The 25321-nt window shown below is 66.3% G+C and carries 23 protein-coding genes and 1 other RNA gene; 3 read left to right on the plus strand and 21 right to left on the minus strand.

The annotated features are described in order from the left end of the window. Positions 1 to 78: 78 nt before the first annotated feature. The 8 genes from IEX41_RS04025 to IEX41_RS04060 all read right to left on the minus strand — a co-directional run bounded on the left by IEX41_RS04025 (position 79) and on the right by IEX41_RS04060 (position 6098). On the minus strand, positions 79 to 723 hold the full coding sequence (locus IEX41_RS04025) for an aminotransferase class IV family protein (RefSeq protein ID WP_229672914.1): 645 nt from the start codon (positions 721 to 723) through the stop codon (positions 79 to 81). Continuing rightward, on the minus strand, positions 678 to 1883 hold the full coding sequence (locus IEX41_RS04030; protein ID WP_188788912.1) for an aminodeoxychorismate synthase component I: 1206 nt from the start codon (positions 1881 to 1883) through the stop codon (positions 678 to 680). Before IEX41_RS04030 ends, IEX41_RS04025 begins: the two co-directional genes overlap by 46 nt. A 145-nt stretch (positions 1884 to 2028) precedes the next feature. Next, on the minus strand, positions 2029 to 2196 hold the full coding sequence (gene rpmG, locus IEX41_RS04035) for a 50S ribosomal protein L33 (RefSeq protein ID WP_008885060.1): 168 nt from the start codon (positions 2194 to 2196) through the stop codon (positions 2029 to 2031). A 112-nt stretch (positions 2197 to 2308) separates the two neighbouring features. Further along, positions 2309 to 2729: RNase P RNA component class A (gene rnpB / locus IEX41_RS04040), an RNA gene on the minus strand. Between the two features lie 122 nt (positions 2730 to 2851). Then, on the minus strand, positions 2852 to 3562 hold the full coding sequence (locus tag IEX41_RS04045) for an alpha/beta fold hydrolase (protein WP_188788913.1): 711 nt from the start codon (positions 3560 to 3562) through the stop codon (positions 2852 to 2854). A gap of 250 nt (positions 3563 to 3812) precedes the next feature. After that, complete coding sequence (locus IEX41_RS04050) at positions 3813 to 4847, minus strand: nuclear transport factor 2 family protein (protein WP_188788914.1); 1035 nt, start codon at positions 4845 to 4847, stop codon at positions 3813 to 3815. An 82-nt stretch (positions 4848 to 4929) separates the two neighbouring features. Then, a complete protein-coding gene (locus IEX41_RS04055; protein ID WP_188788915.1) occupies positions 4930 to 5358 on the minus strand; it encodes a VOC family protein in 429 nt (142 codons plus the stop codon). Next, positions 5358 to 6098 (minus strand): alpha/beta hydrolase, encoded by a 741-nt coding sequence (locus IEX41_RS04060; protein WP_188788916.1) that lies wholly within the window; start codon positions 6096 to 6098, stop codon positions 5358 to 5360. Before IEX41_RS04060 ends, IEX41_RS04055 begins: the two co-directional genes overlap by 1 nt. A 266-nt stretch (positions 6099 to 6364) precedes the next feature. Here IEX41_RS04060 and IEX41_RS04065 point away from each other — a divergent pair, with 266 nt between their 5' ends. Next, on the plus strand, positions 6365 to 6712 hold the full coding sequence (locus IEX41_RS04065) for a hypothetical protein (RefSeq protein ID WP_188788917.1): 348 nt from the start codon (positions 6365 to 6367) through the stop codon (positions 6710 to 6712). Positions 6713 to 6786: 74 nt separating this feature from the next. On the opposite strand, the gene IEX41_RS04070 is transcribed toward IEX41_RS04065, so the two are convergent. The 7 genes from IEX41_RS04070 to IEX41_RS04100 form a co-directional block, all read right to left on the minus strand. Then, complete coding sequence (locus IEX41_RS04070) at positions 6787 to 7527, minus strand: YebC/PmpR family DNA-binding transcriptional regulator (protein ID WP_188788918.1); 741 nt, start codon at positions 7525 to 7527, stop codon at positions 6787 to 6789. A 179-nt stretch (positions 7528 to 7706) separates the two neighbouring features. Continuing rightward, on the minus strand, positions 7707 to 9188 hold the full coding sequence (locus IEX41_RS04075) for a UdgX family uracil-DNA binding protein (RefSeq protein WP_188788919.1): 1482 nt from the start codon (positions 9186 to 9188) through the stop codon (positions 7707 to 7709). Further along, on the minus strand, positions 9188 to 10420 hold the full coding sequence (locus IEX41_RS04080) for a putative DNA modification/repair radical SAM protein (RefSeq protein ID WP_188788920.1): 1233 nt from the start codon (positions 10418 to 10420) through the stop codon (positions 9188 to 9190). The genes IEX41_RS04075 and IEX41_RS04080 overlap by 1 nt, the downstream gene beginning before the upstream one ends. 135 nt (positions 10421 to 10555) lie before the next feature. Continuing rightward, positions 10556 to 12334: an SLC13 family permease gene (locus IEX41_RS04085; RefSeq protein ID WP_188788921.1), complete on the minus strand. Its 1779-nt coding sequence runs from the start codon at positions 12332 to 12334 to the stop codon at positions 10556 to 10558. A 288-nt stretch (positions 12335 to 12622) separates the two neighbouring features. Continuing rightward, positions 12623 to 13435: a TIGR00282 family metallophosphoesterase gene (locus IEX41_RS04090; RefSeq protein WP_188788922.1), complete on the minus strand. Its 813-nt coding sequence runs from the start codon at positions 13433 to 13435 to the stop codon at positions 12623 to 12625. A 263-nt stretch (positions 13436 to 13698) separates the two neighbouring features. Beyond that, positions 13699 to 14391, minus strand: coding sequence for a VCBS repeat-containing protein (locus IEX41_RS04095; protein ID WP_188788923.1), 693 nt, complete (start codon positions 14389 to 14391; stop codon positions 13699 to 13701). A gap of 104 nt (positions 14392 to 14495) precedes the next feature. Continuing rightward, on the minus strand, positions 14496 to 14819 hold the full coding sequence (locus IEX41_RS04100; RefSeq protein ID WP_188788924.1) for a 2Fe-2S iron-sulfur cluster-binding protein: 324 nt from the start codon (positions 14817 to 14819) through the stop codon (positions 14496 to 14498). 200 nt (positions 14820 to 15019) lie between these two features. Here IEX41_RS04100 and IEX41_RS04105 point away from each other — a divergent pair, with 200 nt between their 5' ends. Next, positions 15020 to 15574 (plus strand): peptidoglycan-binding domain-containing protein, encoded by a 555-nt coding sequence (locus tag IEX41_RS04105; RefSeq protein ID WP_188788925.1) that lies wholly within the window; start codon positions 15020 to 15022, stop codon positions 15572 to 15574. Positions 15575 to 16143: 569 nt separating this feature from the next. Beyond that, the gene (locus tag IEX41_RS04110) at positions 16144 to 17100 is read left to right on the plus strand and encodes a hypothetical protein (RefSeq protein WP_188788926.1); all 957 of its coding nucleotides are present in this window, start codon (positions 16144 to 16146) and stop codon (positions 17098 to 17100) included. Between the two features lie 429 nt (positions 17101 to 17529). On the opposite strand, the gene IEX41_RS04115 is transcribed toward IEX41_RS04110, so the two are convergent. The 6 genes from IEX41_RS04115 to IEX41_RS04140 form a co-directional block, all read right to left on the minus strand. Continuing rightward, on the minus strand, positions 17530 to 19008 hold the full coding sequence (locus IEX41_RS04115) for a DegQ family serine endoprotease (protein WP_188788927.1): 1479 nt from the start codon (positions 19006 to 19008) through the stop codon (positions 17530 to 17532). Between the two features lie 565 nt (positions 19009 to 19573). Continuing rightward, positions 19574 to 20662: an SPFH domain-containing protein gene (locus IEX41_RS04120; protein WP_188788928.1), complete on the minus strand. Its 1089-nt coding sequence runs from the start codon at positions 20660 to 20662 to the stop codon at positions 19574 to 19576. A gap of 3 nt (positions 20663 to 20665) precedes the next feature. After that, positions 20666 to 21811 carry an FtsH protease activity modulator HflK gene (hflK, locus tag IEX41_RS04125; RefSeq protein ID WP_188788929.1) on the minus strand — a complete coding sequence of 382 codons (1146 nt, stop codon included), beginning with the start codon at positions 21809 to 21811 and terminating at the stop codon, positions 20666 to 20668. Positions 21812 to 21885: 74 nt separating this feature from the next. Then, a complete protein-coding gene (locus IEX41_RS04130) occupies positions 21886 to 23343 on the minus strand; it encodes an FAD-dependent oxidoreductase (protein WP_188788930.1) in 1458 nt (485 codons plus the stop codon). Positions 23344 to 23646: 303 nt separating this feature from the next. Then, positions 23647 to 24429 (minus strand): ribose-5-phosphate isomerase RpiA, encoded by a 783-nt coding sequence (gene rpiA / locus IEX41_RS04135; RefSeq protein ID WP_188788931.1) that lies wholly within the window; start codon positions 24427 to 24429, stop codon positions 23647 to 23649. Positions 24430 to 24632: 203 nt separating this feature from the next. After that, positions 24633 to 25160 (minus strand): GNAT family N-acetyltransferase, encoded by a 528-nt coding sequence (locus tag IEX41_RS04140; protein ID WP_188788932.1) that lies wholly within the window; start codon positions 25158 to 25160, stop codon positions 24633 to 24635. Positions 25161 to 25321 lie beyond the last annotated feature (161 nt).

The raw sequence follows: 25321 nt of genomic DNA on the forward strand, positions 1-25321 counted from the left end.
GGCCCCGCATTTGCGGGGCCTTTTTCATTGTGCCGGTCGGGCCGGGTCCCGCTCAGCCCTTATGCGGACTGGCGGGGCTCAGGCCACTGCCGCCGGGATCAGCCCGCGAAGGGAATTGCCGACCCAGAGCGCCTCGGCTGCCATCAGGTCATGGTAATCCAGCACCGCCTCGCGGCACTCGCCGGTCACCAGCAGCTGTTCGCGAAGGATGCCCGGCAGCAGCCCCGAAGACAGCGCCGGCGTCACCATCTGACCGTCCAGTTGCAGGAAGACATTGGTGAAGGCACCCTCGCAAAGCTCGCCCCGCGTGTTGAAGAACAGCACATCGTAAAGCTCCGCCGCCTTCTGCTTGAGAGTTCGGTCATAGAGAGTACGGCGGGTTGTCTTGATCCGCAGGAACGGTTCCTCCGGGTCAAGCCGCACCCCAGAGATCCCCACCATCGCCTTCTCGGGGGACGAGCCAAGCGTGAACGGCTGGCGGGTCATCCCCACCTCTCCATCAAGGTCGAAGGTCAGGCGCACGCGCTGGGGAGTGTCACTGCTGATACTGAAGAGCCGCTTGTGAACCTCGGCGGGATCATAGGCAAAGCCCAGCACCTCGCATGTCCGCTGCGCGCGCGCGAGGTGCCGGTCGCCGCGCACGGGACCGGAATCGGGCAGCCAGAGCATGGTTTCAATCACGCGGAGCGCGGGATCAGTCCGGTCACGAAGCGGGATTTCCAAAGTGCTTCCTCGTATTCGGCATCGCAATCACTGTCATGCACAATCCCGCCGCCCACGCCCATAAGGGCCTCGCCCGGCGCGGTGACGGTCAGGGTGCGGATGGAGACGCTGAAATCGGCGCTGCCGTCCGGTGCCGCCCACCCAATGGCGCCGCAGTACGCTCCGCGCCGCCAGCGTTCAAGATCATGGATCGCCTGCATCGCGGCGATCTTGGGCGCGCCGGTGATCGACCCGCAAGGGAACAGCGCCTCCATCAACTGCGGCAACGGCACATGGCCGTCCAGCTGCGCCTCGATGCGCGACACCATCTGGTGAACGGTGTTGTAGCGCTCGACCTCGCAGAGCGCAGGAACCCTCACCGACCCAACCCGACTGAGGCGCGACAGATCATTACGCATCAGATCGACGATCATGATGTTCTCTGCCCGATTCTTCTCGTCTCTGGACAAGGCATCACGCAGGGCGTCGTCCTCTGCTGTTTCGGAGCCACGCGGGGCGGTGCCCTTCATGGGCGCCACCTCGATGCGGCCCGCTGCATCCATGCGGAAGAACAGTTCGGGCGAACAGGACAGGATCTCTGTGCCGCCGATGGCCAGATGCGCCGCGTGACCCACCGGCTGGAAGCGCCGCAGCGCCTGCCACAGCGCGGCCCCGCTGCCCTCGAAGCGCAGCGCCATGGGCATGGTGAGGTTGACCTGATAAAGATCGCCCCGCGCGATCATCGCCTTGATCTGGTCGAACCTTACCCCGTAGGCGGTACGATCCCAGAGCGGCTCGGCCGACAGGACGGCGGCAGGCTCTTGGGTGGGCTCGGGCACATCGCGGGGAGCGTCAAAGACCCCAAAGGCCAGCAAGGGCCCCTCGCCCGGCACATCGCCGAGCAGTGGTGCCAACTTCGGCTCGAGTGCGAGGCCCAGCTCGTAGGCAGCAAAACCGGCGATCCAGAGGCCGCTTGCGCGGGCCTCTTCCAGCCGTACCAAGGCGCCGGGCACCTCAGAGGCACGATGGGCCGTTACGACGGCGCGCGGCACGTCGAACAGTGCGGGCCGGCCACCGGGCCCGGCCTCCACGAGGACGCTTCCGCCTGACTGCTCCACCGCTGCCTCCGCACCGTCTGCCGGGTTCGCCGCCCTAAGGCTCGCGCCCACCGGCTTGTCCATCCGGGACGCCGATCTCCGCCGCCCGTGACCGTCTCTTTCAGGCGGTACCGCGCAGGTTCGCCTCTTCAACGACAAAGGCCACGCGAGGTCATGTCCCCGCGCGGCCCGTCACTGTCCCGTAAAGCCGGGTCCGTCGACTCGAGGCTTACTTGATCTTGCCTTCTTTGTACTCGACGTGCTTGCGCGCGACCGGGTCGTACTTACGCACGGTCATCTTCTCGGTCATGGTACGCGCGTTTTTCTTGGTCACGTAGAAGTGGCCCGTGCCTGCGCTCGAGTTCAGGCGGATCTTGATGGTGGTCGGCTTCGCCATGGTTCTTCTCCTGCGACGGTCCTGCGCCAGCGCAGGGGCCCCGTGAAATCTCTTGAAGCCCGCCTTTTACCCATCCCGTGTGCCAAGTCAACCGGGAAGGAAGCGGAATCTCATGCGTGGAGGACCTGTAAGCCGGATTCTGTTCACGGGGCGAACCCCGATCGGCGACCATTCCTCTAGGCCGACGGTTGCCCGCCGGCTCAAGCTGCCAACCCGGACCTCTCGGGCCAAAGCCGCCCTGCGGCGATATCCCCGTAAGGATCATGCCCGCGCGAGGTCCCTATTTGGCATTGCTCCCGGTGGGGCTTGCCATGCCGCCCCCGTTGCCGGGGGCGCGGTGGGCTCTTACCCCACCGTTTCACCCTGACCCGCCGCTGATCCCCGTGGCGAACCGATGGGGACGGCGGGCGGTCTGTTTTCTGTGGCGCTATCCGTCAGGTTGCCCTGCCCGGGCGTTACCCGGCACCGATGCTTTGGTGAGTCCGGACTTTCCTCCCCCATCCGAAGATGGCGGCGGCCGCCCGGTCCTCCACGCCCGGCTCTCTTAGGCGGGGGCGCAGGGCGCGTCAACGGCGCATCGTCGGGCCTGCGGGCTCGCGCTCCCACGCATTCCACGAACCTGCGCGGGCGGAGGCCCGCACCGCTGGATCAGGGCTCAGCGCAGCAGCATCGGCTCGTTCAGCCAGCCTCGCAGGATGTCGCTGACGCGGTCGGGGGTCTCGAGCGTCGGCAGGTGGCCGGCCTCCTCGATGACCTCAAGCCTCGCTCCGGGTATGAGCTCGGCAAGGAAGCTCTGGCGTTTCACCGGGTACAGCGTGTCATGGGCGCCGCAGAGGACAGTCACCGGCACCCGGATCTTGCGCAGAGCGCCCTGCTGGTCGCGGCGGCGCTGTAGCACGCGCACCTGGCGTACCAGCATATCGGGTCCGAGGCCGTCGGCCATGTCCTCGACCATTCCCTGGATCTCGGCCCGGTACGGGCCCGGCGCCAGCGCCTCGAGCGGCAGCAGCCGCCCGATGGCCACCGAAAGCTGCCCGGAGCGTGCCTTGATGATGATCGGGTCAAGCTCGGCCGCCTGTTGCGGCGTCTCGGCCAGTGGCGTGGTCCCCATGAGCATGAGCCGCGCCACCCGGTCCGGCGCCCGGCGCTGCAGCTCCATGGCGACGATCCCGCCAAGGCCCAGCCCCGCCAGCGCAAAGCGCCGCGGCAGCACATCAAGAAGCGACGACGCGATTTCCTCGACCCGCTCGCCACCGGTGACCGGCGCGACCATCACCGCCATGTCCCGCGACAGGTCGGCGATCTGCGGCCCGAAAAGCCGCGCATCGCACATGAGTTCCGGCAGAAGGACCAGCGGGTCAGCCATGCCGCCCCGCGCCGCTTACTGGAACCGCGCTGCATGGCCCCGGACCATGCGTCAGCGATGACGCGGCGGCCCCGATCCCGAGGGGCGCCCGTGCCCCGCACACCCACACTCCCAGTCCGAAGACCGACATACCCTGCCCTGCTCCCTGTGACGCCTATTGCCTGCGTGGAAGCGTACCAGAGGCACGGCCGAGAGAAAGCCGGAAATGGCCGGGCGGCACATGCCCGCCATCACGCTTTCGCGGGCGGGCCTATTCCGCGGCGACGGCCCGCCTTCCCGGCGTCGCCCGTCCCGCCTCCGACAGGATCTGCACCCAGATCGCTGCCTCGTCATAAAGCGTCCATTCCCGCCGCACCCCTTCCGGACCGAACTCCGCGTGGCTGATGCCCATCACGTGCACCTCCGCCCCGCTGGGCCGGCCAAAGGCACCCCAGCCGCTGTGCCGTCCGCTCAGAGACCAGCGCAGCGCCGCACGCGGTGGCATCAGCTGCTCCTCCAGGCCGACCTGGTGGTGGATGGTGAATACCGCGTCCGGAAAGGCCGCGCGCAAGCCGAACCAGAACCGCTCGGCACCGTCCGGCCCTTCGGCGATGCGGCCCCCCGGATAGGCCATGCGCGCCGCCGGATCGTATTGCGCTGCGATTTCCGAGAACCCCGCCGACATGATCCGTTCCAGCAGCCCGGCAAAGGCCATGCCCCACTGGTTGCCATTGCCCTGACCCGTGTATGGGCCCGGCTGGTCTAGCCCCGGGTGGAACGGCCCGCCATCCGGCGCTCGTGTGCCCAGTTGCGCCCGCGCCCAATCGGACACCCGAATGCCCAGCTGCGACAGGATCGCCCCGGTGTCGCGCACCGACCATATTTCACAGATGCGGGTGTCCTTGGCATAGATGTCCGACAGCATCCGGAACCGCAGCGGCGTGCCCCCGGGCGTCCCGAACAGCCCGATGCCCTCGTGCTGCCCCTGCAGCAAGAGCCGCTGCGAGCCCAGCATCCCCACCCTCTCGGCCCCGGCCCAGATCACGTCCTCGGTCCGGGCGGCAAGGTCCGGCAGCGCCGCCATCAGCTCGAGCGCCTCGCCTCGAAGCGCTTCCGGGCCATATCCCATGGCCAGCGCCTGCCGGTGGATCAGCTGTGGATGACAGGCCCTGCGCAGACCGGCATCAAGGCTGCGCCGGTTCCACATCGTCTCGGCGGTTTCACGCAGGAAGGCAGGGAACGCCCCCGGATCGCCGCCCGAGCTTGCCTCGCGTCCGTGTCTCGTCCGGCTGTCCAGCCCGCGCATCGCCGCCTCCTGTCAGATCACATGTCAGATCACCGGGGCACTCTCGCAAAGCTTAGTTAGCAAATGGTTTCCGCCCGTCGCGTCAGTAGCCCTCCCACCGGAAGGCATGGTCACCTTCTCGCAAGGGCGAGAATGGGTTGTGGGCGATTTCCCAGATATGCCCCTCAGGGTCGGCGAAATAGCCGTGGTAGCCATCCCAGAACACCTCCTGCGCGGGCTTGAGCATCGTTGCACCTGCCGCCTCGGCCCTCGACAGAAGTCCATCGACCTCCGCGCGGCTGCCAAGGTTATGGGCGAGCGTCAGTCCCCCATGCCCGAGGCTCTCCACCGGCACACCAATGTCCTCGGCCAACTCCTCCAGCCCGAAGAGACCCAGCGTCTGTCCCAGCAGATCGAATGCCACCACGCCCTCGTGGCCCGGAGCGCGGGTCCACCCCAGCGCCTCGTAGAAGGCCGTCGCCCGGGTCATGTCGCGCACCCCGAGCGTGATGAGGCTGATCCGCTGTTCCATTAGCCCAGAACCTCGAGAATGGCCGCCTCAACGGCGGCGAGGTCGGCAGGCTCGGACAAGCGATGGTCGGCTCCCTTGAGGAAGGTCAGCCGCACGTCTTTCCCTTCAATGTGATCGAACAACGCCAGCGCCGTCTCACGGCTCACCGCCGCGTCCTCGGTCCCCTGCAGCAGCCGCACCGGGTAGGGCATGGGCAGCGGCGCGCGCAGGACAAGCTGGTCCCGGCCGTCCTCGATAAGCCGCTTGGTGATGGCATAGGGATCACCGTAGGCCGAGGGCATGTAGGTCACGCCCTCCTCCATCACCTTTCGCTTCTCGTCGTCGGAGAAGGAGGCCCAGAAGCCGTCTTCGGTGAAATCCGGCGCTGCGGCGATGCCCACGAAGCCCGCCATCCGCGCGCTCAGCCGTTTGGCAAGGATCGACGCGATCCAGCCGCCCATGGACGAGCCGACGAGCAGCAAGGGCCCCTCGGTCACCGCCTCGATCACCGCTTGGGCATCCGCAGCCCAGTCGCCGATGCAGCCGCCCTCGAAGACGCCGCCGGACTGGCCATGCCCCGAGTAGTCAAGCCGCAGGAACGCCCGCCCCTCAGCCTCGGCCCATGCCTCGAGATGCACGGCCTTGGTGCCCTCCATGTCCGACTTGTAGCCCGACAGGAACACGATTGTCGGGGTGATTCCCGGCGTGAACGCATAGGCGAGGCGGGCGCTCGGGCCCTCGAGATAGGCGATTTCAGCCAAGGTCATCTCCTTAGGTGTGGTGCCGGGACCGTGCCGCGCCGTCGACTTCGATGCAAGAGGATCGGCCGGCGCATCGCATTTCCCGTGTCACCGAAAAGACTTGCTAGAACGGCAAACCATGGCACACGAAGGGCTGCGCAAGCCCTTGTTTCACACGCATATCGGCCATGCCGCTAGGGCCGTTTTCCACCGCGAGTAATCGTGTGATGCTGCACCGCAGAAACAAAGCCGTCGGCCAGAAGGCCGCATCCGCACAAGGACATACCATGAAAGCCCTCACACTCGCCGCCCTGCTGCTCGCAGCCCCTTTCGCCGCCTCCGCCGAGACCCTGACCCTTGCCGCTCCCCTCGCGGGTGGCACCGTTCACACCGACACCGTGGACATGTCGGTCTACTGGACCGCCGCGGGGGATAGCGCGTCCGAGGTTGTGGCGACCTACGTGGCCGCCGGCAACCCGGCCGAACCGCAGGTGATGCGCATGCGCCTCGAGGATGGCGACAGCGTGGTCTTCGGCCTGCCCGGCCACACTGGCGACAGCCGGAATTTCGCCCGCAAGAGCGGTGCCGTCACCGTCACAGCCGCTCCGCTGAAAAGCCAGTTGGCGATGAACTGATCGCGCCCTGAAAACGCAAGAAGGCCCGGAAACCAGCGCAGGTCTCCGGGCCTTTCATTTTGCAAAGCACTCGCTCAGAGCTGCGCCATCACCTCGTCGGAGGCTTCGAAGTTGGTGGTGACGCGTTGCACGTCGTCGTCGTCCTCGAGCGCATCGACCAGCTTCATCAGGGTCTGCATGGACTCGAGGTCCAGCTCGGTGGTGGTCTGCGGCTTCCAGATAAGCTTGGTGCTCTCGGACTCGCCCAGCTCTGCCTCGAGCGCGGTGGACACCTCGTTGAGATCGGTATCGGCGCAGTAGATGACGTGGTTTTCCTCGTCGCTCTCCACGTCCTCGGCACCGGCCTCGATGGCGGCCATCATGACCGTGTCCGCATCACCGACCTCGGCCTTGTAGACGACCTCGCCCTTGCGATCGAACATGAAGCCGACCGAGCCGGTCTCGCCAAGGTTGCCGCCGTTCTTGGTGAAGGTCGACCGCACGTTCGAAGCGGTGCGGTTGCGGTTGTCGGTCATCGCCTCGACGATGATCGCCACGCCGTTGGGGCCATAGCCCTCGTAGCGGATTTCCTCGTAATCCTCGCCGTCGCCACCGATGGCCTTCTTGATGGCGCGCTCGATATTGTCCTTGGGCATGGACTGGCTTTTCGCTTCCTTCACCGCAAGGCGCAGGCGCGGGTTCTTCTCGGGATCAGGATCGCCCATCTTGGCAGCGATGGTGATCTCCTTGGAGAATTTCGAGAACAGCTTTGCGCGCACCGCGTCCTGACGGCCCTTGCGGTGCTGGATGTTTGCCCATTTGGAATGGCCGGCCATGGTGCCTCTTGCCCCTGTCACGTCTGATTGGAAACTCGAGACGCGCTATACCTCAGCCACGCCCCCCGCCGCAAGCCCCGCCCCTTTCCCGGCCCTGGTGCCCGGCCCGACCACAGGATGCCTCCGGCGGGGATATTTAGGGTCAAAGGAAACATGGCGCTCCTCGCTTCCTTTGACCTTCAAATATCCCGGGGGAGTCCGCCGACGGCGGGCGGGGGCAGCGCCCCCTCACCACGCAGCAGCGCCGCTGCGGTGGCGAGGTCGCTTTCAAACAACTGTTCCGCATCAGGACGCGCCTCCTGCGGCAATCGCAGCAGGTAGGATGGATGGGTCGTGACAACCACAAGGATACCACTATACGTCTGTTCGACCCTGCCACGGCGGGAAGCAACGGCGCGGCCGTCACCGGTGAGACTTTCCAGCGCGGTGGCCCCCATCGCGACGATGAGGTCCGGCTTCACGAGATCGATCTCGCGCTCGAGCCACCAGCGGCAGTGAGAGATCTCGCCACCGTTCGGCCTCTGGTGCAGGCGGCGTTTGCCGCGGGGAGTGAACTTGAAGTGCTTTACCGCATTCGTCACCCAGGCCTGTTCCCGACCAAGTCCTGCACGGGCGGAAACCTTGTCAAAGAGCTGCCCCGCGGGCCCGACGAAGGGGCGGCCCGCAAGATCCTCCTGGTCCCCCGGCTGTTCGCCGACGATCATCAGGCGCGCCTCGCGCGGGCCCTCGCCCGCCACCGCCTGCGTGGCATTGCACCACAGCGGGCATCGGCGGCAGGCGGCAAGCTCCGCTGCGAGGGCCTCGGGGCTGTCGGCCTCCGGCAGGGGCACATCCGCCCGCGCCTTCTGCAGTCGTGTCGTGATCGGCGCGGCGCGGCGGGGCGGCAGCGTGGGGGCGGCCTCGGCCATTGCCTGCGCGTGGGCCTGTGCCCCGGCGATGAGGCCCGGGATGAGGGAGGCTTCGGGCAGGTTCTTCCAGTATTTGCGGGGCATCTCGGACTGCATGGCCTGCGGCTTCAGGCGCGCCGGATTAAAGATGTTGCGGAAATAGGTGCGCCAGAGGTCCTCGGCCCCGTCCTGCGGCAGGTCGGGGCGCGGTTCGGGGGGATGCAGGCTCAGCGTACCGCCCTCAAAGCGAGCCGACAGGTCGGGGGTGAAGATCGCCCAGTCCATGTCCCCGAAGCGGTTCGTGAAGAAGGGGGATACCGGCTCGAGGATGAAATGCGACGGCTCGAACCAAGCGGCAAAGCTGCGGCGCGGCGCGTCCTTCGCGCCGATCTCGCGGAAGCGCAGGAAGGCCGTCATCTTGTGGCGGTCGCGGCTGACCTCTTTGGCCATGCGCTCGAGCCGGTCCACCCGCGCATCCCCCCGGTCGCGCAGCAACGTCCTGTTGCCCTGCAAGGCCCAGAGCAGGCCATAGGCGCGGGCGAAGCGTTCGGGATCGCGGTGCCAAATCACCTTGCGTACCAGATCCACATAGGTGCGCGGCACGGTGACCGGCGCGGCAGTCGGGGGCGGAGCGCCCTCGGCAAAAAGATCCGCACCCACCTCGCCGTGATGCCACAGCACCTCCTCGGGTGGGAGGCCCGCGGCCAGCAAACCCCGGGCCGCATCGCGAAACGCCTCCCACGTGCCGATCTTCGGCAGGACCACGCTGCGCATCAAATCAGCTGAAGCTGCTCGGGGGGCGGCGCGAAACGGGCACGCAGGTCCTGCACCTCGAGATGCCGGGGTCGCCAGTCAAGGCAGGTGAGGAAGTCCTTGCCCTGCTTGAGGTTCACGCCCATGCGCCGCAGATCCTCGTAACGCAGGGCGCGGTTCCGCCGGGCGCTCAGGATCCGGCCGACGCTCTTGGTGCCGACCCCGGGGATGCGCAACAGCAACTCGCGGTCCGCGCGGTTCACGTCCACCGGGAAGCGGTGGCGATTGGCCAGCGCCCAGGCGAGCTTGGGGTCGATGTCGAGATCGAGATGCCCGCCCTTGGTGGCCGAAGCGATCTCGGGCAACTCGAAACCATAGAAGCGCAAAAGCCAGTCCGCCTGGTAGAGGCGGTGTTCGCGCATCAAGGGAGGGCGGATTAGCGGCAGCGTAGAAGAGGCGTCGGGGATGGGCGAGAACGCCGAATAATACACCCGCCGCAGCCCATAGCTGGAATAGAGCCGGGTCGAGGTGCCGAGGATCGTGGTGTCGTCCGCGCCGTCAGCGCCCACGATCATCTGCGTCGACTGGCCCGCAGGGGCAAAGCGCGGCGGGCGCTTCCCGGTGTGCGAACGCTCCTTGCGCTCTTCTCGCTTGAGGCGCACGTCGGCCATGGCGCGGCGGATCTGGTCGGGGGACTTTTCCGGCGCGTATTGCCCCACGGCGGCGTCGGTGGGCAGTTCGATGTTGATCGAAAGCCGGTCGGCGTAAAGCCCCGCCTGCTCGATCAGCGCGGGATCGGCGTCGGGGATGGTCTTGAGGTGGATATACCCCCTGAAGTGATGCTCCTCTCGCAGGGATTTTGCGATGCGCACCATGTCGGCCATGGTGTCGTCGGGCGACCGAATGATGCCCGAGGACAGGAACAGCCCCTCGATGTAGTTACGCCGGTAGAACTCGAGCGTGAGGCTCACGACCTCTTCGGGCGAGAACCGGGCGCGCGTGGTGTTCGAGCTCACCCGGTTCACGCAATAGGCGCAATCGTAGATGCAGAAATTGGTCATCAGGATCTTGAGCAGGCTGATGCAGCGCCCATCGGGCGTGTAGGCGTGGCAGATCCCCGAGCCGGTGTTGGACCCGAGGCCGACTCCATCGCGGGAATCCCGCTTCTGCCCTCCGCTGGAAGCGCAGGAGGCGTCGTATTTTGCCGCATCGGAGAGGATCGCGAGCTTCTGCTCAAGGGTGTGACGTGCCATGTGTTCATGGTACGTTCCAAACCCCATGCCCGCAAGAGGTGACGCAGCGCACGGCACTCACGTCTTCGCGCGCGGCTCGGACATGAGCGGCAAATTCCTTGCCAAGGAATTTACCGCCGCCCCGGCGGAGCGGCTTCAGAGCGGCCAGATCAGCGGGATCAGCAGCGCCGCGAGGATGCCGGTGGTGATGTTCAGCGGAACGCCCACCTTGAGGAAGTCCGAGAACCGGTAGCCCCCCGGCCCGTAGACCAGCGTGTTGGTCTGGTAGCCGATGGGCGTCGCAAAACTGCATGAGGCGGCCACCATGACCGCCACCACCAGCGGGCGCGGATCCACCCCGATGGCGTCCCCGAGGCTGATGGCGATGGGGGTCACCACCACCGCCACGGCATTGTTGCTTACCGTTTCGGTCAGCACCGAGGTCAGCAGGAACACCGCCCAGACCAGCAACGGCCCCGGCAGATTTTCAAGCAGCGGCGCGATGACGCCCACGATCATCTCGACAGCTCCCGAGCTTTCGAGCGCCGCGCCGATGGCGAGCATGGCGAAGATCAGTGCCAGAAGCTGGCCTTCCACGAAGGAGAACGCCTCGTCCGCGTCGATGCAGCGGGCCAGCAGCACCACCGCCACGGCCACCACCGCCAGCGCGAGGATGGGGGCCACCCCCAGCGCCGACAGCGCCACGATTCCCGCCATGGCCCCGATGGCCACCGGCGCATGGCCGCGCCGGAAGGCCCGGGCCGAAGGGTGGGACACGTCGACCATATCCATGTCGTCCGACAGGCGCTTGATATCCTCGGGGGCGCCTTCCAGCAGCAGCGTGTCGCCCACGCGCACCACCAGGTCATCAAGTTTGCGCCCGATGTTCTGGTTCCGCCGGTGCACCGCAAGCTGGTAGACGCCGTAGCGCCGCCGCAGCCGCAACGCGCCCAGCGAGCGGCCCACCATCTTGCACCCGGGGGTGATCAGCACTTCCACGGTCGTGGTTTCGCGCGCCGAGATCTGGTCAACCCGCTTGAGGGACTTGTTGCGCTGCAAGCCCAGAAGCTCGGTCATCTGGGTGCGCAACACCACCCGGTCCCCGACCTCGAGCACCACGCCCGTCAGGTTCCGGCGCAACGATTCGTCCCCCCGCACCACGTCGATGAGCCGCACGCCCTCGCGCTTGAACAACTGCACCCCCAGCACTTCCCGCCCCACGAGGTTGCTTTCCGGCGGGACCACAGCTTCGGTAAAGAACTTCATGCGCGAGCGGTCGGTAAGCATGCCGGCCATGGAATGCCGTTCGGGCAACAGGAACCGCCCGGCCACGATCAGGTAAAGCATCCCCCAGGCCACCAGGATGACTGCCAGCGGCGTCACCTCGAAGATCGAGAACGGCTCGAGCCCGCTGCTGCGCGACACGCCATCCACAAGCAGGTTCGTCGAGGTGCCAATCAGCGTGGTCGTCCCCCCGAGGATCGCGGCATAGCTCAGCGGAATCAACAACTTGGAGGGCTGCACCCCGAGCGTCTGAGAAATCTGCACGAAGATCGGCAACATCATCACCACCACCGGGGTGTTGTTCATGAAGGCCGACGCGATGATCACCACGACCATGATGAGCGCGATGGCGCTGCGGGGCCTGAGCCTCACCTGCCGTTGCGCGAAATGGGCGAAGGCGTCAAGCGCGCCGGTGCGCACCATCGCGCCCATGACGATGAACATCGCCGCGATGGTCCATGGCGCCGGGTTCGACAGCACCCCGAGCGCCGCGTCATAGGGAAGCACCCCCATGACAAGCAGGAAGGCCACGCCCCCTATGGCGACCACCTCGGTGGGGTATCGCTCCTGCAGGAACAGAACAAACATGGCCACAACAGTGGCCATGGTCACGTAAGCCTGCGCCACCTGGCTCAGCTCGATAAATTGCATCTGCGTCCTGCCCGTCCTGCCCGCGCGTCCCCACGCCGTCCCATTGGTGCCGTCTCACACGCGCCCGGGCGCATGTCGTCACACGTTCCGGCGCATTCTGGCGGCGACACTTTGCGCATGCAAGCATCCATCGTGATCGCGGCCGCGTCATCGGGCGCGAAGAACAGGCTGACCGGCGTCGCCGGAATTCACGGACGCAGCCTTTGCCTCGGGTTGCACCCGGACCACCGGGACATGCCCGCAACGGTCAGCCCCGAGGCCATGGCCAGAGACAGCGCCGCAAAGCGATCAGGGACCGGACTGTTCCAGCCGTCCACCCTGCCGGACCATCTTGACGGTCACCGCCTTGCCCGTGCGCTCATCGGTCTCCACGTAGAAGCCCGATACCGTCGCCTCGCCCAATGCCGGCTGGAAGCGGCCCTTGGGCATCCCGGTGACAAAGCGGCGCATGGGCTCGACCTTGTCCATGCCGATGACGGAATCGTAGTCGCCGCACATGCCCGCATCCGTGAGGTAACCGGTGCCCTTGGGCAACACCTGCGCGTCGCCGGTTGGCACGTGGGTGTGTGTCCCTGCCACAAGGCTCGCCCGGCCATCGCAGAAATGCCCCATGGCCATCTTCTCGGAGGTCGCCTCGCAATGCACGTCGACCACGATGGCCTGCGCCTGACCGCCCAGCGGATAGCGGCTGAGCACCCCGTCGAGGGCCGAGAACGGATCGTCAAAGGCGCGCTTCATGAACACCTGCCCCAGCGCCTGCGTCACCAGCACCTTGCGCCCGCGACGGTCTGGGAACAGCCCCACCCCGCGCCCAGGCGCATTCTTGGCAAAGTTGAGGGGGCGGATGATGCGCGGCTCGCTCTCGATATAGGTGAGCATGTCCTTCTGGTCGAAGGCGTGATCGCCCAGCGTCACCACGTCGGCCCCGGCCTGGAACAGCAGCCGCGCGTGATCCGGCGACAGCCCCATCCCGTTCGAGGCGTTCTCGCCGTTGACAACGACGAAATCGAGTTTCCAGTCTTCGCGAAGGCGGGGGAGATGTTCCGTGATGGCGGCGCGGCCGGCGCGGCCCATCACATCCCCGAGAAATAGCAGCTTCATGCCGCCATGGGATAAGCGCCGTGCCCCGGAAAGCAAAGCGCCAAATTCGCGCTATTTGCGCAGATTGTCCCGCGGCGCGGCATTCCAGGCGTGAAAGCGCCCCTCGCCAGTGATCTGGCGGGACACCTGTTCAGGATCGCGGGTCAGTTCGGACGGTCGAGACAACCGGTCAGCGGGACGTGACCGGGAATGCAATCCACGCAGTCTGCCTCGGCACCATGGTTGGATCGAAGGGCCCGGATCAGCCAGAACCGAGCAACCACTCAGTGCGGATCGCACGCCATCGCAGCCCGCATCACGCCTTCGGAATAGGCCCCAAGCGCCTTCGCCTCAATGCGCCCGTGCTGCAACCGCGCTGCCATCACCCTGTGCCACGCACCGTCGGCGAGGATCATCTCCGGCCCGTTTCCGCAATCGCGCAGCCCACCCGTGATGTAATCCCAGCCGATGCGGTGATTGCTGAAGCCTTCTGCCCGCGCGACCTCCTCGAGCCGCCCGCTGCCGGCGCGGTAGCGCCAGATGCGCAGCACCTTGGCAAGATGCGGGCGGTCCACCCAGGCAATCTCGATCCGGCCGTCACCGTCGAGATCCCCCGCCCCCACCGGCGCCAGCCAGCGGTGCCGCTGACCAATGAAGGGCCCGGCCGCCAGAAGCCCGTCCACATCATACAGCGCCAGCCGCGCCCCTTCTGACAGGTCCGTCTCAACCACCATGGCCGCACGCCGCCCGCCCAATTCCACAAGCCGTGGGGCAAGATCCTCGAACACCCGGGTGTGCGGCAGCCGGATCACCACGTCTTGCGAGGTGCCGCCTTCGGACACCCGCAACCGCAAGGCCCCCCACTCCACCGCATCCCCTAGGACGCCGTGATCGTAGCGGGTCACCGGGTCGAGGTATTCCGCCGCAACGATCTCGGCGGCAGCAGGCAGCGCAGACCAAAGGACCAGCACCGCCATCGTCATGTGCAGGGCGGACGCCCCAGGCCACCACCGGCGGGGCGGCGGCCACGCGCCGCGGGCCGGACGGCCCCACCGGCGCAGGGGCAGACGCGGCGCCCGCTTCAGATCTGTTTTTCCGGCATCTGCACGACCAGCCCGTCCAGCGCATCGGTCACCTTCAGCTGGCACGTCAGGCGCGAGCGGGCCTCGTCGGGCTCGAAGGCGAAATCGAGCATGTCGACCTCCATGTCATCCTTTTCGGGCAGTTTCCCAAGCCAGTCGGGATGCACATAGACATGGCAGGTCGAGCAGGCGCAGGCGCCCCCGCAATCGGCGTCGATGCCGGGGATGTTGTTGTCGCGTGCGCCTTCCATCACCGTCATGCCGGTGGCCACTTCGACCACGTGCTCGGTGCCGTTGTGCTCGATGTAGGTAATCTTCGCCATTGCCTGATCGTCCTCGTTTCAGAAGTCCCGCCATTCCTAAGGCCGGCCCGCGGTGTTTTCCAGCCCCCTCGAAGGTTGCGGCGTCGTAGGCAGCCCCCATTCACCCCAATCCCTGGCATGCGGAGTGCTTCCCTGCCTCGGCCAAACCCGTTAACATCCCGCTCAAACGCAGGCAAAAGCGACACAGAAGACCCGAGCAGATGACATTCCCCTTTCCGTATGGCCGCCCCGCCGGCCCTGCCAGCGCGCTGCTGCTGTGTCTCTGCCTCGGCTTGTCCGCCTGCGACAGCGGCGAGCCGTCTGCCACCCAATGGCCCGAAGACAGCACCCCCGCCCCCGAGAAGATGCCAGACGGCACCTGCTGGTCTCGCGAGGTGACCCCGGCGGTCTACGAGCATGTCATGGGCGAGGTGCAGGTGGTGCAGGCCGAGATCGCCGATGACGGCACGGTGATCCGCCCGCCGATCTACCGGCGTGCTCCGGTGCCGCGCGTGGTCACCCCGCGCGGCGAGCTGCGCTTCCGCTCGCCCTGCGCCGAGGAGATGACGCCCGAGTTCATCTCCTCGCTGCAACGGGCGCTTGCCGCCCGGAGCCGCTTCGACGGCGAGATCACTGGCCGTTTCGATCCCCCGACCCGCGCCGCGATCAAGACCTACCAGACCGAGCGCGGCCTCGAGAGCGGACAGCTGTCCCTTGAGACTGCACGGACGCTCGGCCTCGTGGCGACCCCACTTGAGGATATCGAGACCTTCTGAACCTAGCGGGCCGGACAAGATGCACGGAGCCGGGCAAAACCGTAGAATGCTCCAGGATTTTCCAGCTGTCCTTAGGCTGCCCTTCACCTTTGTCGCGCAATCCTGATCTCGGGCCAGTCTCTCAGGCAGGTCTTCTCAGGCTGACCTGTCTAGAAACGCGGCATTGAGGACCCGGCCACGCGCTGTGCAATACCGGCAGCGCGGCGCCTAGGGCGCCTGACTCACGGCGCGGTCGTCCTGACAGTCCGCCGATGGCGTCCCTACGGTGCAGCCAATGATGGCTCGCGGCACAGCGAATGGTGCCGCCTGACACAGCCCATCTTGCGCCCGGGGCCAGTGCGCGACGTCCAGCCGGTTTTGCGCCGGGTCCCGAGCACAAACGTCCCGTCGAAACGCGGTCACTTTGAGGCCACCGCCTACGTCACGCAGCAATTAAGTCGCGCATCCACCAAAGACCACAGCAGCCTACGTCACTCCGCAAACCGCATTGGGTACGCCCCTCACGCCGGACATCACGCAAGCGCCATCCCCCTATTCCCGTCACGCCGCCACCCCGAACGGACACCGCCATGTGCCTTCTTTCCCCGCCCCTCTCTCCGCTTTCGCTCAGCACGCTCTCGGCGACCATGCAGGCCAGCCAGCGCGCACGCGGGGCCAAGGAAGTGACCACCGTCAGCCTGACACCTGCCACCCCTTACGGCCCCACTTGGGTCAAGGCCCCGGACGTGACAGTGCGAGACAGCGGATTGGGCAAGGTTCTTCACGACTACGACGATCCGCTGACCCGGATGGCCGCCGAACGGCCCATGTCTGGCTCCGAGCTTGCTCAGGGCCTCGTGGACCACATGGATGCCAGAGGGCAGGACATACTGCACGAGCTGCGCAACCGCCTTGGTGCGGTCATGGCCGAAGCGCTCGGCCTGCCGGCGACGGATGACGTCGGCGAGCCGGTCGACCCATCCGAACTGCGCGCCCTTGCCGAAGACGCCGGGCAACCGCTGCTCACCATGGCCCTCGACCGGTTCGAGCGGCATGTTTCGGATTTCGGCAAGACGATTGAAACACTGCGCGCCCGGGCAGGCACCGAAAGCGACCAATCCAGCGACGACAAGGCCCGCGACGGTCTTGTTCGCCGCGCCATCGGGGCCTTGGTGGATGGGCAGCTGGAACCCGAGCGCCTGCGCCACGAGATCGACGCCCTGCGCGGTGCGGCCATCCTGCGCCTGACCGGCGCTACGGAAGAGGACCAGCAGCGGGCGCTGGCCTTTCGCCGAGCGTCATGGGCGGTCGCTCTGAACGCCAAGCGAACCGACATGGTCAAGGACATGTGGCGCGACTACAAGTCGGGACGCTTTGCCGCCACCGCGGACACAAGCACGGTCTGGGCCGACCAGTCCGTCAACGTCGACAGCAGCCGCGCGACCGGTGCCGTGGTGACCTTTACCCAGACCTACGATCACTATGCCAGTGCCACGCTTTCACTCGGCGCGCAGAGCGTAAGCAGCAATACGCTGCGGTTGGTCTGAGAGGGCTGCTTAATGACCGAAAGCGGCAGCTATGAACATGTCTCGACGCGCCTTGATACGCAGTCGGCCACCAGTCCTGCAATGATCGGGCCAAACTGGCCAATCGCTTGGATCGTCACGCGCGGGGCGCAGCGCAGGCCGAAGCGGATCATCCCGAACCGCAGCGGTGGTGTCGCACTCCACTGCACAAAACCTGAGACCTGAGACCTGAGACCTGAGACCTGAGACCTGAGACCTGAGACCTGAGACCTGAGACCTGAGACCTGAGACCTGAGTGTTGCAGCGGCCGGCGACCGTCAAACCCATCGTCCACTGGCTCAAGCGCCTCTTCCGAACAGACACCCAGTCATGGGAGTTTCTATGCAGAAAGGGCCGCCCCTTGCGGGACGGCCCTCCTGTTCGTCGTCTTACCCCAGTCAGGGGTGCCGATCATTCTTCGTCGAGCGACAGCGCCACGAAACGGGGATCGCCACCGCGACGGACCAGAAGCAGGATCGACTTGCGGCCCGCATCGCGGGATTCCTCGATCCGGGTCTCGAGATCTGACACGCTCAGAACCTCGGACTGGCCTGCTTCGGTGATGATGTCACCGGCGCGCAGACCCTTTTCGAAGGCCTCGGTGGACTGGTCCACGTCGGTCACCGCAAGACCCTTGGCATTCTGGTCGACACCAAGCTCATCGCGCAGCTCCTGCGTCAGCGGCGACAGGGTCAGACCCATCACCTGCGCTTCGGCAGGCTCGTCCCCAGGCGCCATGTCCTGGCTGGCGGGATAGGTGCGCTCGGCTTCCTCGCGGCGGCCGAGGGTCACCAACAGGGTCTCGGTGGTGCCGTTGCGATTGACCACCACGCGGACCGCCTTGCCGACCTCGGTGTTGCCGACGATGCGCACCAGCTGTCGCGTGTCCGACACCGGCTTGCCGTCAAAGCTGGTGATGACATCACCGGCCTGCATGCCTGCCTCCATCGACGGGCCTTCCGGCACGTCCGAAACCATCGCGCCTTCGGTCGAGGCAAGGCCAAGCGCCTCGGCCATGTCGTCGGTCACGTCCTGAATGCGCACGCCCAGCCAGCCACGACGGGTCTCGCCATATTCCTTGAGCTGATCAACCACCTTGCCGACCACGTTCGACGCCATCGAGAAGCCGATGCCGATGGAGCCGCCGTTGGGCGACAGGATCGCGGTGTTCACGCCGATCACCTCGCCGTCCATGTTGAACAGCGGGCCGCCCGAGTTGCCACGGTTGATGGCGGCGTCGGTCTGGATGTAATCGTCGTAAGTGCCCGACAGCGCGCGGTTGCGTGCCGAAACGATGCCCGCGGACACCGAGAAGCCCTGTCCGAGCGGGTTGCCCATGGCCATGACCCAGTCACCCACGCGGGCTCCGTCGGAGTTGCCGAAGGAGACGAACTTCAGCGGATCGTCTGCCTCGACCTTCAGCAGCGCGATGTCGGTGTTAGGGTCGGTGCCCACGAGGGTCGCGGGCATCGTGAAGCCTTCGAAGAACTCGATCTCGATCTCGTCGGCGCCTTCGATGACGTGGTTGTTGGTAACGATGTAGCCGTCTTCCGAGATCACGAAGCCTGACCCGAGGGCCGAGGAGCGGCGCGGCTGCTGTTCGCCCGGCCCGCCGTTGCGTTCGTTGAATTCACGGAAGAAATCCTCGAAAGGCGAGCCTTCGGGGACGATGCCCTGCGGGCCGGTACGCCCAGCCACGGTGGTCGACGTGGTAATGTTCACCACGGAGGGGCTCACGCGCTCGGCAAGGCCGGAAAAGCTCTCGGGCGCGGATTGCGCCGACGCCATGAGCGCCTGCGAGACGATCAGAAACATCGACAACGTGGCAAGCCAGAACAGCCTAAGTGGCCGGGTGCCATCTTGTGTCACGGCAAGTGCTTGGGGTTTCACCTGGAACTCCTTCTCTGCGGCAGGTTTCCCGACGGCGCGCCGGCGCGCCTGCCTCCTCACGATGAGGCTAACATAGGACCGTTGCGGCAGCACGGAAGAAAAGGTTGCAAGGCTTCAAGCGCATGTGAAACGCCGTTGAGCATCAGCGCCGTCAGCGTATCCCTGGAAGTGGGGGCTGGCAGGGGTCAGCTGCAACGTCCGATCGGAACATAGGTGATGCGGAAGCGGGACCGTTCCGCGTGGCTGGGAAGACAGACGTCTTCAGGCACAGGCAACGCGATAAGAAAGACAGTCTTCGTGCGCTATAGCGGACAAGCGAGGTTCGCCTGACCAAGCGGGCAAGCGGTGCGCCAGCTTGCGACAGGCTCAAAGCCTCTTCAGCGCATGACATATCGACCACGCCCTCACCGCCCCCTGCCGCGGGTGTCTCAGCCACGGGAACAAGCGCCCCCGCAATGGAGCCACCTGCTGGCGCGGAGCCATGGCGGGCGAGCGGCAGGAAAAAGGGCCGCCCCGGTGGGACGGCCCTCTGGTCAGTGTGACGTCTTGCCGCGAGGGCGCGGTGTCATTCGGTTGCCGGGGCCGCAGGTGCCGGGGTTTGCACTGCCGGCGCCGAGTTGCCCGTGTCAGGCTCTTCGTCGTCGGTCTCAGGCGACGCCTGCTGATCTTCAGCATCGGTCTCGGCCTGCGCCTCTTCGGCGTCGGTCTCCGTCGCCGCCTGCTGTTCGTCCCCGCCGGGCGTTTGCGCCTCATTGGACGCCGACGGCAGTGCCACCGGAGAATCCCCACCCTGCGCGCGGAAGTACTCGAAGAACTCGCCCTCGGGTGTCATCACCAGCGTGGAGTTGTCGCCGCCCAGTGCCTGCTCGTAAGCCGAGAGCGACCGGTAGAAGGCAAAGAACTCGGGATCCGCACCATAGGATTCGGCGAAGATCGCGTTGCGCTCTGCGTCGGCTTCACCGCGGGTCACGTTGGCATCGCGGTTGGCTTCGGACTCGGTCTCGACAACGGTACGATCGGCAAGGGCGCGAACACGCTGCGCCGCTTCGTTACCGCGCGCGATCTCGTCAGCGGCTTCCCGTTCACGCTCGGCGCGCATCCGGGCGAAGGTCGCCTCGAGGTTCTGCATCGGCAGGTTAGTCTGCTTCAGCCGCACGTCCACCACGTCGAGACCCAGCGACCGGGCCGAGGCACGGGCGTTGTCGCGAATGCGGTTGGTCAGCTCGCGCCGATCCGCCGACAGGATGGTGTCGGACGTCACCTGATCGGCACCCAGCGTTTCCCGGATCTGGGCGTTGAGGATGCCCGAGAGGCGATCCTCGGCGGTGCGCACACCGCCCACGCCCACGGCCTGACGGAACTGCACCACGTCAGAGATGCGGTAGCGTGCGAAGGCATCCACCACGAGGCGGCGGTCGTCGGACGGCGTCACCTCGATGGTGTCCGTGTCCAGCGACAGGATGCGGTCGTCATAGGTGACCACTTCCTGGATGAACGGCACCTTGAAGGCGAGGCCCGGCTCTTCCTTGACGGACTTGATCTGGCCGAACTGGAGCACCAGCGCCTTTTCCCGTTCGTCGACCACAAAGATCGACGACAGCGCCAGCACGGCGATCACGACGATGGCGGGCAGGATGTAGGTTGTCTTGCGCATGGATCAGTTCCCCCCCGCGTTTGAGTTGCGGTTCAGCTCGTTGAGCGGAAGATACGGCACGACGCCCGATCCGCCCTCAGTCAGCGACTGGTCGAGGATGGTCTTGTCCACATCACCCAGCACGCGCTCCATGGTCTCGAGGTAGAGACGGCGGCGAGTGACCTCGGGGGCCTTGGCGTATTCCTCGAGCACGGCGGAGAAGCGCGAGGCCTCACCGATGGCGTCGTTGACCACCTGAGAGCGGTAGCCTTCGGCTTGCTCGCGGATCTGCGCCGCTTCACCACGGGCCTCGGCGACCACGCGGTTGGCATAGGCGTCGGCCTGGCGTTCGAGCCGGTCGCGTTCCTGTTCTGCCGCCTGCACCTCGCGGAAGGCGTCGATCACCTCCTGGGGTGGATCGGCGGTATCAAGGTTCACACGCACCACGCTGATGCCGCTGTCGTATTCGTCCAGCGTAGCCTGGATCTGCTCGAGCGCGGTGTCGGCGATGATGCCACGGTCCCGGTTGAGGATCGGGGCTAGGTTGGATGCGGCGATGATCTCGCGCATGACCGCCTCGGAGACCGCCTGAACAGTCAGCTGCGGGTCGCGCACGTTGAACAGCAGCTTCGCCGGGTCGGCGATATTCCAGACCACCTGGAATTCGATGTCCACGATGTTGGCATCGGTGGTCAGCATCAGGCCGTTTTCACCCTGCCGTCCGCCGCCAATGGTTTCGGTGCGTTCGGAGGTCACGTTCACCACCTCGGCGGTGACCAATGGCCACGGCGCGAAGTTGAGGCCCGGATTGCCGGTGGAGCTGTATTCCCCAAGGAACAGCTCGACCGACTGCTCTTCGGGCCGAACGGTGTAGAAGCTCATGTAAGCCCAGAGGCCAAGCGCCACGAGGGCCGCGATGCCGATGGTGCCGCGCGACAGGCCGGGGCCACCGCTGCCGCCCGAAGGCTTGCCGGTGCCGCCACCGCCATTGCCGCGTCCCCCCATGAGAACGCGCAGGCGCTCCTGGCCCTTCTTCATCAGCTCGTCGATCTCGGGGATCTGTGGATCATTGGGGCCGCGACCACCGCCGCTGCCGCCTCCGCTCGGGGGCCGGTTGTTGCCCCCGTTGCCGCCACCGCCGCCCCAAGGGCCGCCGCTGTTTCCTGCCATGAAGTTCCTTCCCTTCCCCTCAAATTTCCGTGGTCCCGTACTTGGGTCCAGAAATGTGCATTCGTTGCGCGAATTCAACCGGTCCGGGTCGGTTTCCGCATGGTGACGATCTCTTCGGACATGGTCGGGTGCACCGCCACGGTCCGGTCGAAATCTTCCTTGGTCGCGCCCATCTTGACGGCGATGCCGGCCAGCTGGATCATCTCGCCTGCGCCGGGGGCCACGATGTGGCAGCCCAGCACCTTGCGCGTCTCCTGGCAGACCACGAGCTTCATCAGAACACGGTCCGGACGACCCGCAAAGGCAGTCATCATCGGGCGGAAAGAGGTCGAGTAGACCTCGATCGGGCCCTTCTCGCGCGCGTCCTCCTCGGACAGCCCGACGGTGCCGAATTCCGGCTGGGTGAACACCGCCGACGGAATCAGATCGTGATCCACCGGGGTCGGGTTACCCTTGAACACGGTTTCCACGAAGGCCATGCCCTCGCGGATCGCCACCGGGGTGAGGTTCACCCGATCGGTGACGTCGCCAATCGCGTAGATCGACGGCACGGCGGTCTGGCTGTATTCGTCCACCACGATCTCGCCCTTGCGGCCAAGCTCGATCCCGAGGTCCTCGAGGCCAAGCTCGTCCGAGTTCGGACGGCGGCCAGTGGCAAAGAACACACGATCGAAGATTTCGGTGTCGCCGTTGGTGGCCTTGACCCAGATCGGACCGTTGGCGTCGCCACCTTCCGCGTCCGCGACTGCATCTTCGTGCATGCGGGTGCCCATGGAGATGGCGCCCTGATCGTCCCCTGTGTAATCCTCGTCGGTGGCGCAGCGCATCTCGACGATGTCGGTGCCGAGGTGCAGCTTGACGCCGCGCTCGGACATGGCGTCGGAGATAAGGCCCCGCGCCTCTTCGTCGAAGCCCCGCAGGATCTGCGCGCCGCGATAGTACTGTGTCACCTCGACGCCAAGGCCGTGCAGGATGCAGGCGAACTCGCAGGCGATGTAGCCGCCGCCCACCACGAGCACCTTCTTCGGCAGCTCGGCGAGGTGGAAGATGTCATCGGACACGAGGCCGAGATCGGCATTGGGGATCTCGGGGCGGACTGGACGGCCACCGGTGGCGATGAGGATGTGCTTGGCCCGGAACGTCTCGCCGGTCGAGAGCTTCACGGTGTGCGGGTCCACGATGCTGGCGCGGGCGTCGAAGCTGTCGACGCCGGAGTTGGCCAGCAGCTTGCGGTAGACGCCTTCGAGGCGGTCGAGCTCCGCGTTCAGCTTTTCCTTGAAGCCGCCCCACTTGAATTCACCGTCCTCGATGGTCCAGCCGTAATTGCGCGCATCCTCTGTCATGGCACTGTATTCGCTTGCGAATACCATGAGCTTCTTGGGCACGCAGCCGCGGATCACGCAGGTGCCGCCGTAGCGGCCCTCTTCGGCGAGAGCGACCTTTGCGTCCGCCTCTCCAGCCGCGACGCGGGCAGCGCGGACCCCGCCGGAGCCGCCACCGATGACAAAGAGATCATAGTCGAAATCGCTCATGGCTTACCTCAGCTCACCTGTTCTTCACTTGCGCCCGGATAGACCACAGCACCGGCGGAATGACCAGACGCCGCGGGGCGGGATGCCGCCACGCACGCACCGCATGACCGCTTTCGCGGCAGGCCCGTTTCGCCGCTCCGCGCTGCAGCCTTTCGGAGCCTAAGACGTGATGGCCCCGTAGAACTGTGTTCGGGGCGCGATGTTCACGCCGCCTTCACGAGAACACCATCACGCCGCGGGCACCGTGACCGCTCCGATCCGCTGCCGCGCAAGCCCGGCCGCACCGGCCACGCGGCGGGGGCCTCAGACGTCGCGGAAGAGGTTGTCGTCCTCGACGAAATCCACGCGATCCTCATCCACGGTGCCGGCGTTGATGTCGCGCACCTCGACCTTCCCGTCGCCGTAGCCGATCACCACCTTGTCACAGATGTCGATGAACAGGCCGTTTTCCACCACGCCGGGGATCTGGTTGAGGATCAGCGCCATCTGGCGCGGGTTGCCGATGCGGCTGAGATGCAGGTCGAGGATGTAGTTGCCCTCGTCCGTATGGTAGGGTTGATCGCCGTTCATGCGCAGCGTGGTCTGACGGCCCAGAACGTCCATGGACACCAGAGCCTCTTCGAGCAGCGCCTGGCTTGCGGTCCAGCCGAAGGGGATGACCTCGACCGGCAGGGGGAAGGCGCCCAGCGTCTCGACGCTTTTCGCGGCGTCCGCGATGACGACCATCTGGTCGCTGGCGGTGGCGACGATCTTTTCCTGCAGCAGCGCCCCGCCGCCGCCCTTGATGAGGCTGAGTTCTCCGTCGAACTCGTCGGCGCCGTCGATGGTCAGGTCGAGCCAGCCGGCCTCTTCGAGGCTGACGACCTCGATACCCACCTCGCGAGCAAGCTCGGCGGTGCGGGTCGACGTGGGCACGCCGCGGAAGCGGATGCCTTCCTCGCGCACGCGCTCGCCAAGGCAGCGCACCAGCCATGCGGCGGTGGAGCCGGTCCCGAGGCCGACGCGCATGCCGTCCTCAACGAATTCGGCGGCGCGCCGTGCGGCCACGAATTTGGCCTTGTCGATGGGCGAAAGGTCTCCGGACATATGTGTCCCCCGGTGTTGGAGCAGAATCTTGGGTTCGCGGCCTTATAAGAGACGCAGGGTGGTCAGGCGACAGGTTATTGCGGCGTAGGCATTGCGGCAACCGGTTGCGTTCCGCCCGTGGGACGGTGGGGACGCCTCCGGCGGGCGTATTTGGAAAGAGAAGAAGCCGGGGGGGGGCGCCCCTGCCCGCACCATGCCCCGGATCACAGGTGGCGGTACATGTAGGTTGTGGCGTCACGCCGCGGGCCGCCGTCGGGGGCAGCGGCAAAGCCGGGGATCTCGCCCGCCACCTCGAAGCCGCAGGACGCATAGAGCGGCTGGGCAGCATCGCCGCTGCGCGTGTCGAGGGTGACGAGGCTGCGGCCTTCCTCGGCGGCGCGGGTGAGCAGCGTCTGCATCAGCGCGCGCCCAATGCCCCGGCGGCGGTGCGAAGGACGCACGAGCATCTTGGAGACCTCGGCCCGGTGCGCCTGGTTTGGCATCATCTGGAGATCGAGTTGCACCGTGCCGACCACGGTGTCTCCGGCGAAAGCTCCCCAGAGCAGGCGGCGGCCGGGACCGAGCGCCGGGAAGACCGCATGGCACCAAAAGGCGCGGGCCTCGGGAGGGGTGAAAGGCATGACGAAGCCGACGCTGGCGCCGTCCGTGACACAAGCGTGAAGCGTGATGGCGAGATCCTCGAGATGATCAGGCGCGGCGTGGGGCGGGATGAGGCGGATCGGGTGGTGCATGATGGACCTCGGGGTGTGGCCGGCTCGGGGCCGATTGTAACTGGCCTGTTGTGACTGGCGGGGGATCAGAACGATGGCCGATGCTGCAGACATTCAGCGGATGGGGCCTTTGGTTTTTGCCTGCCTGTTGATCGGTCGGCAGGCCGGTCGGCGATCGGGTG

Source organism: Salipiger pallidus (assembly GCF_014643635.1).
GTDB classification, from domain to species: Bacteria; Pseudomonadota; Alphaproteobacteria; order Rhodobacterales; family Rhodobacteraceae; genus Salipiger; species Salipiger pallidus.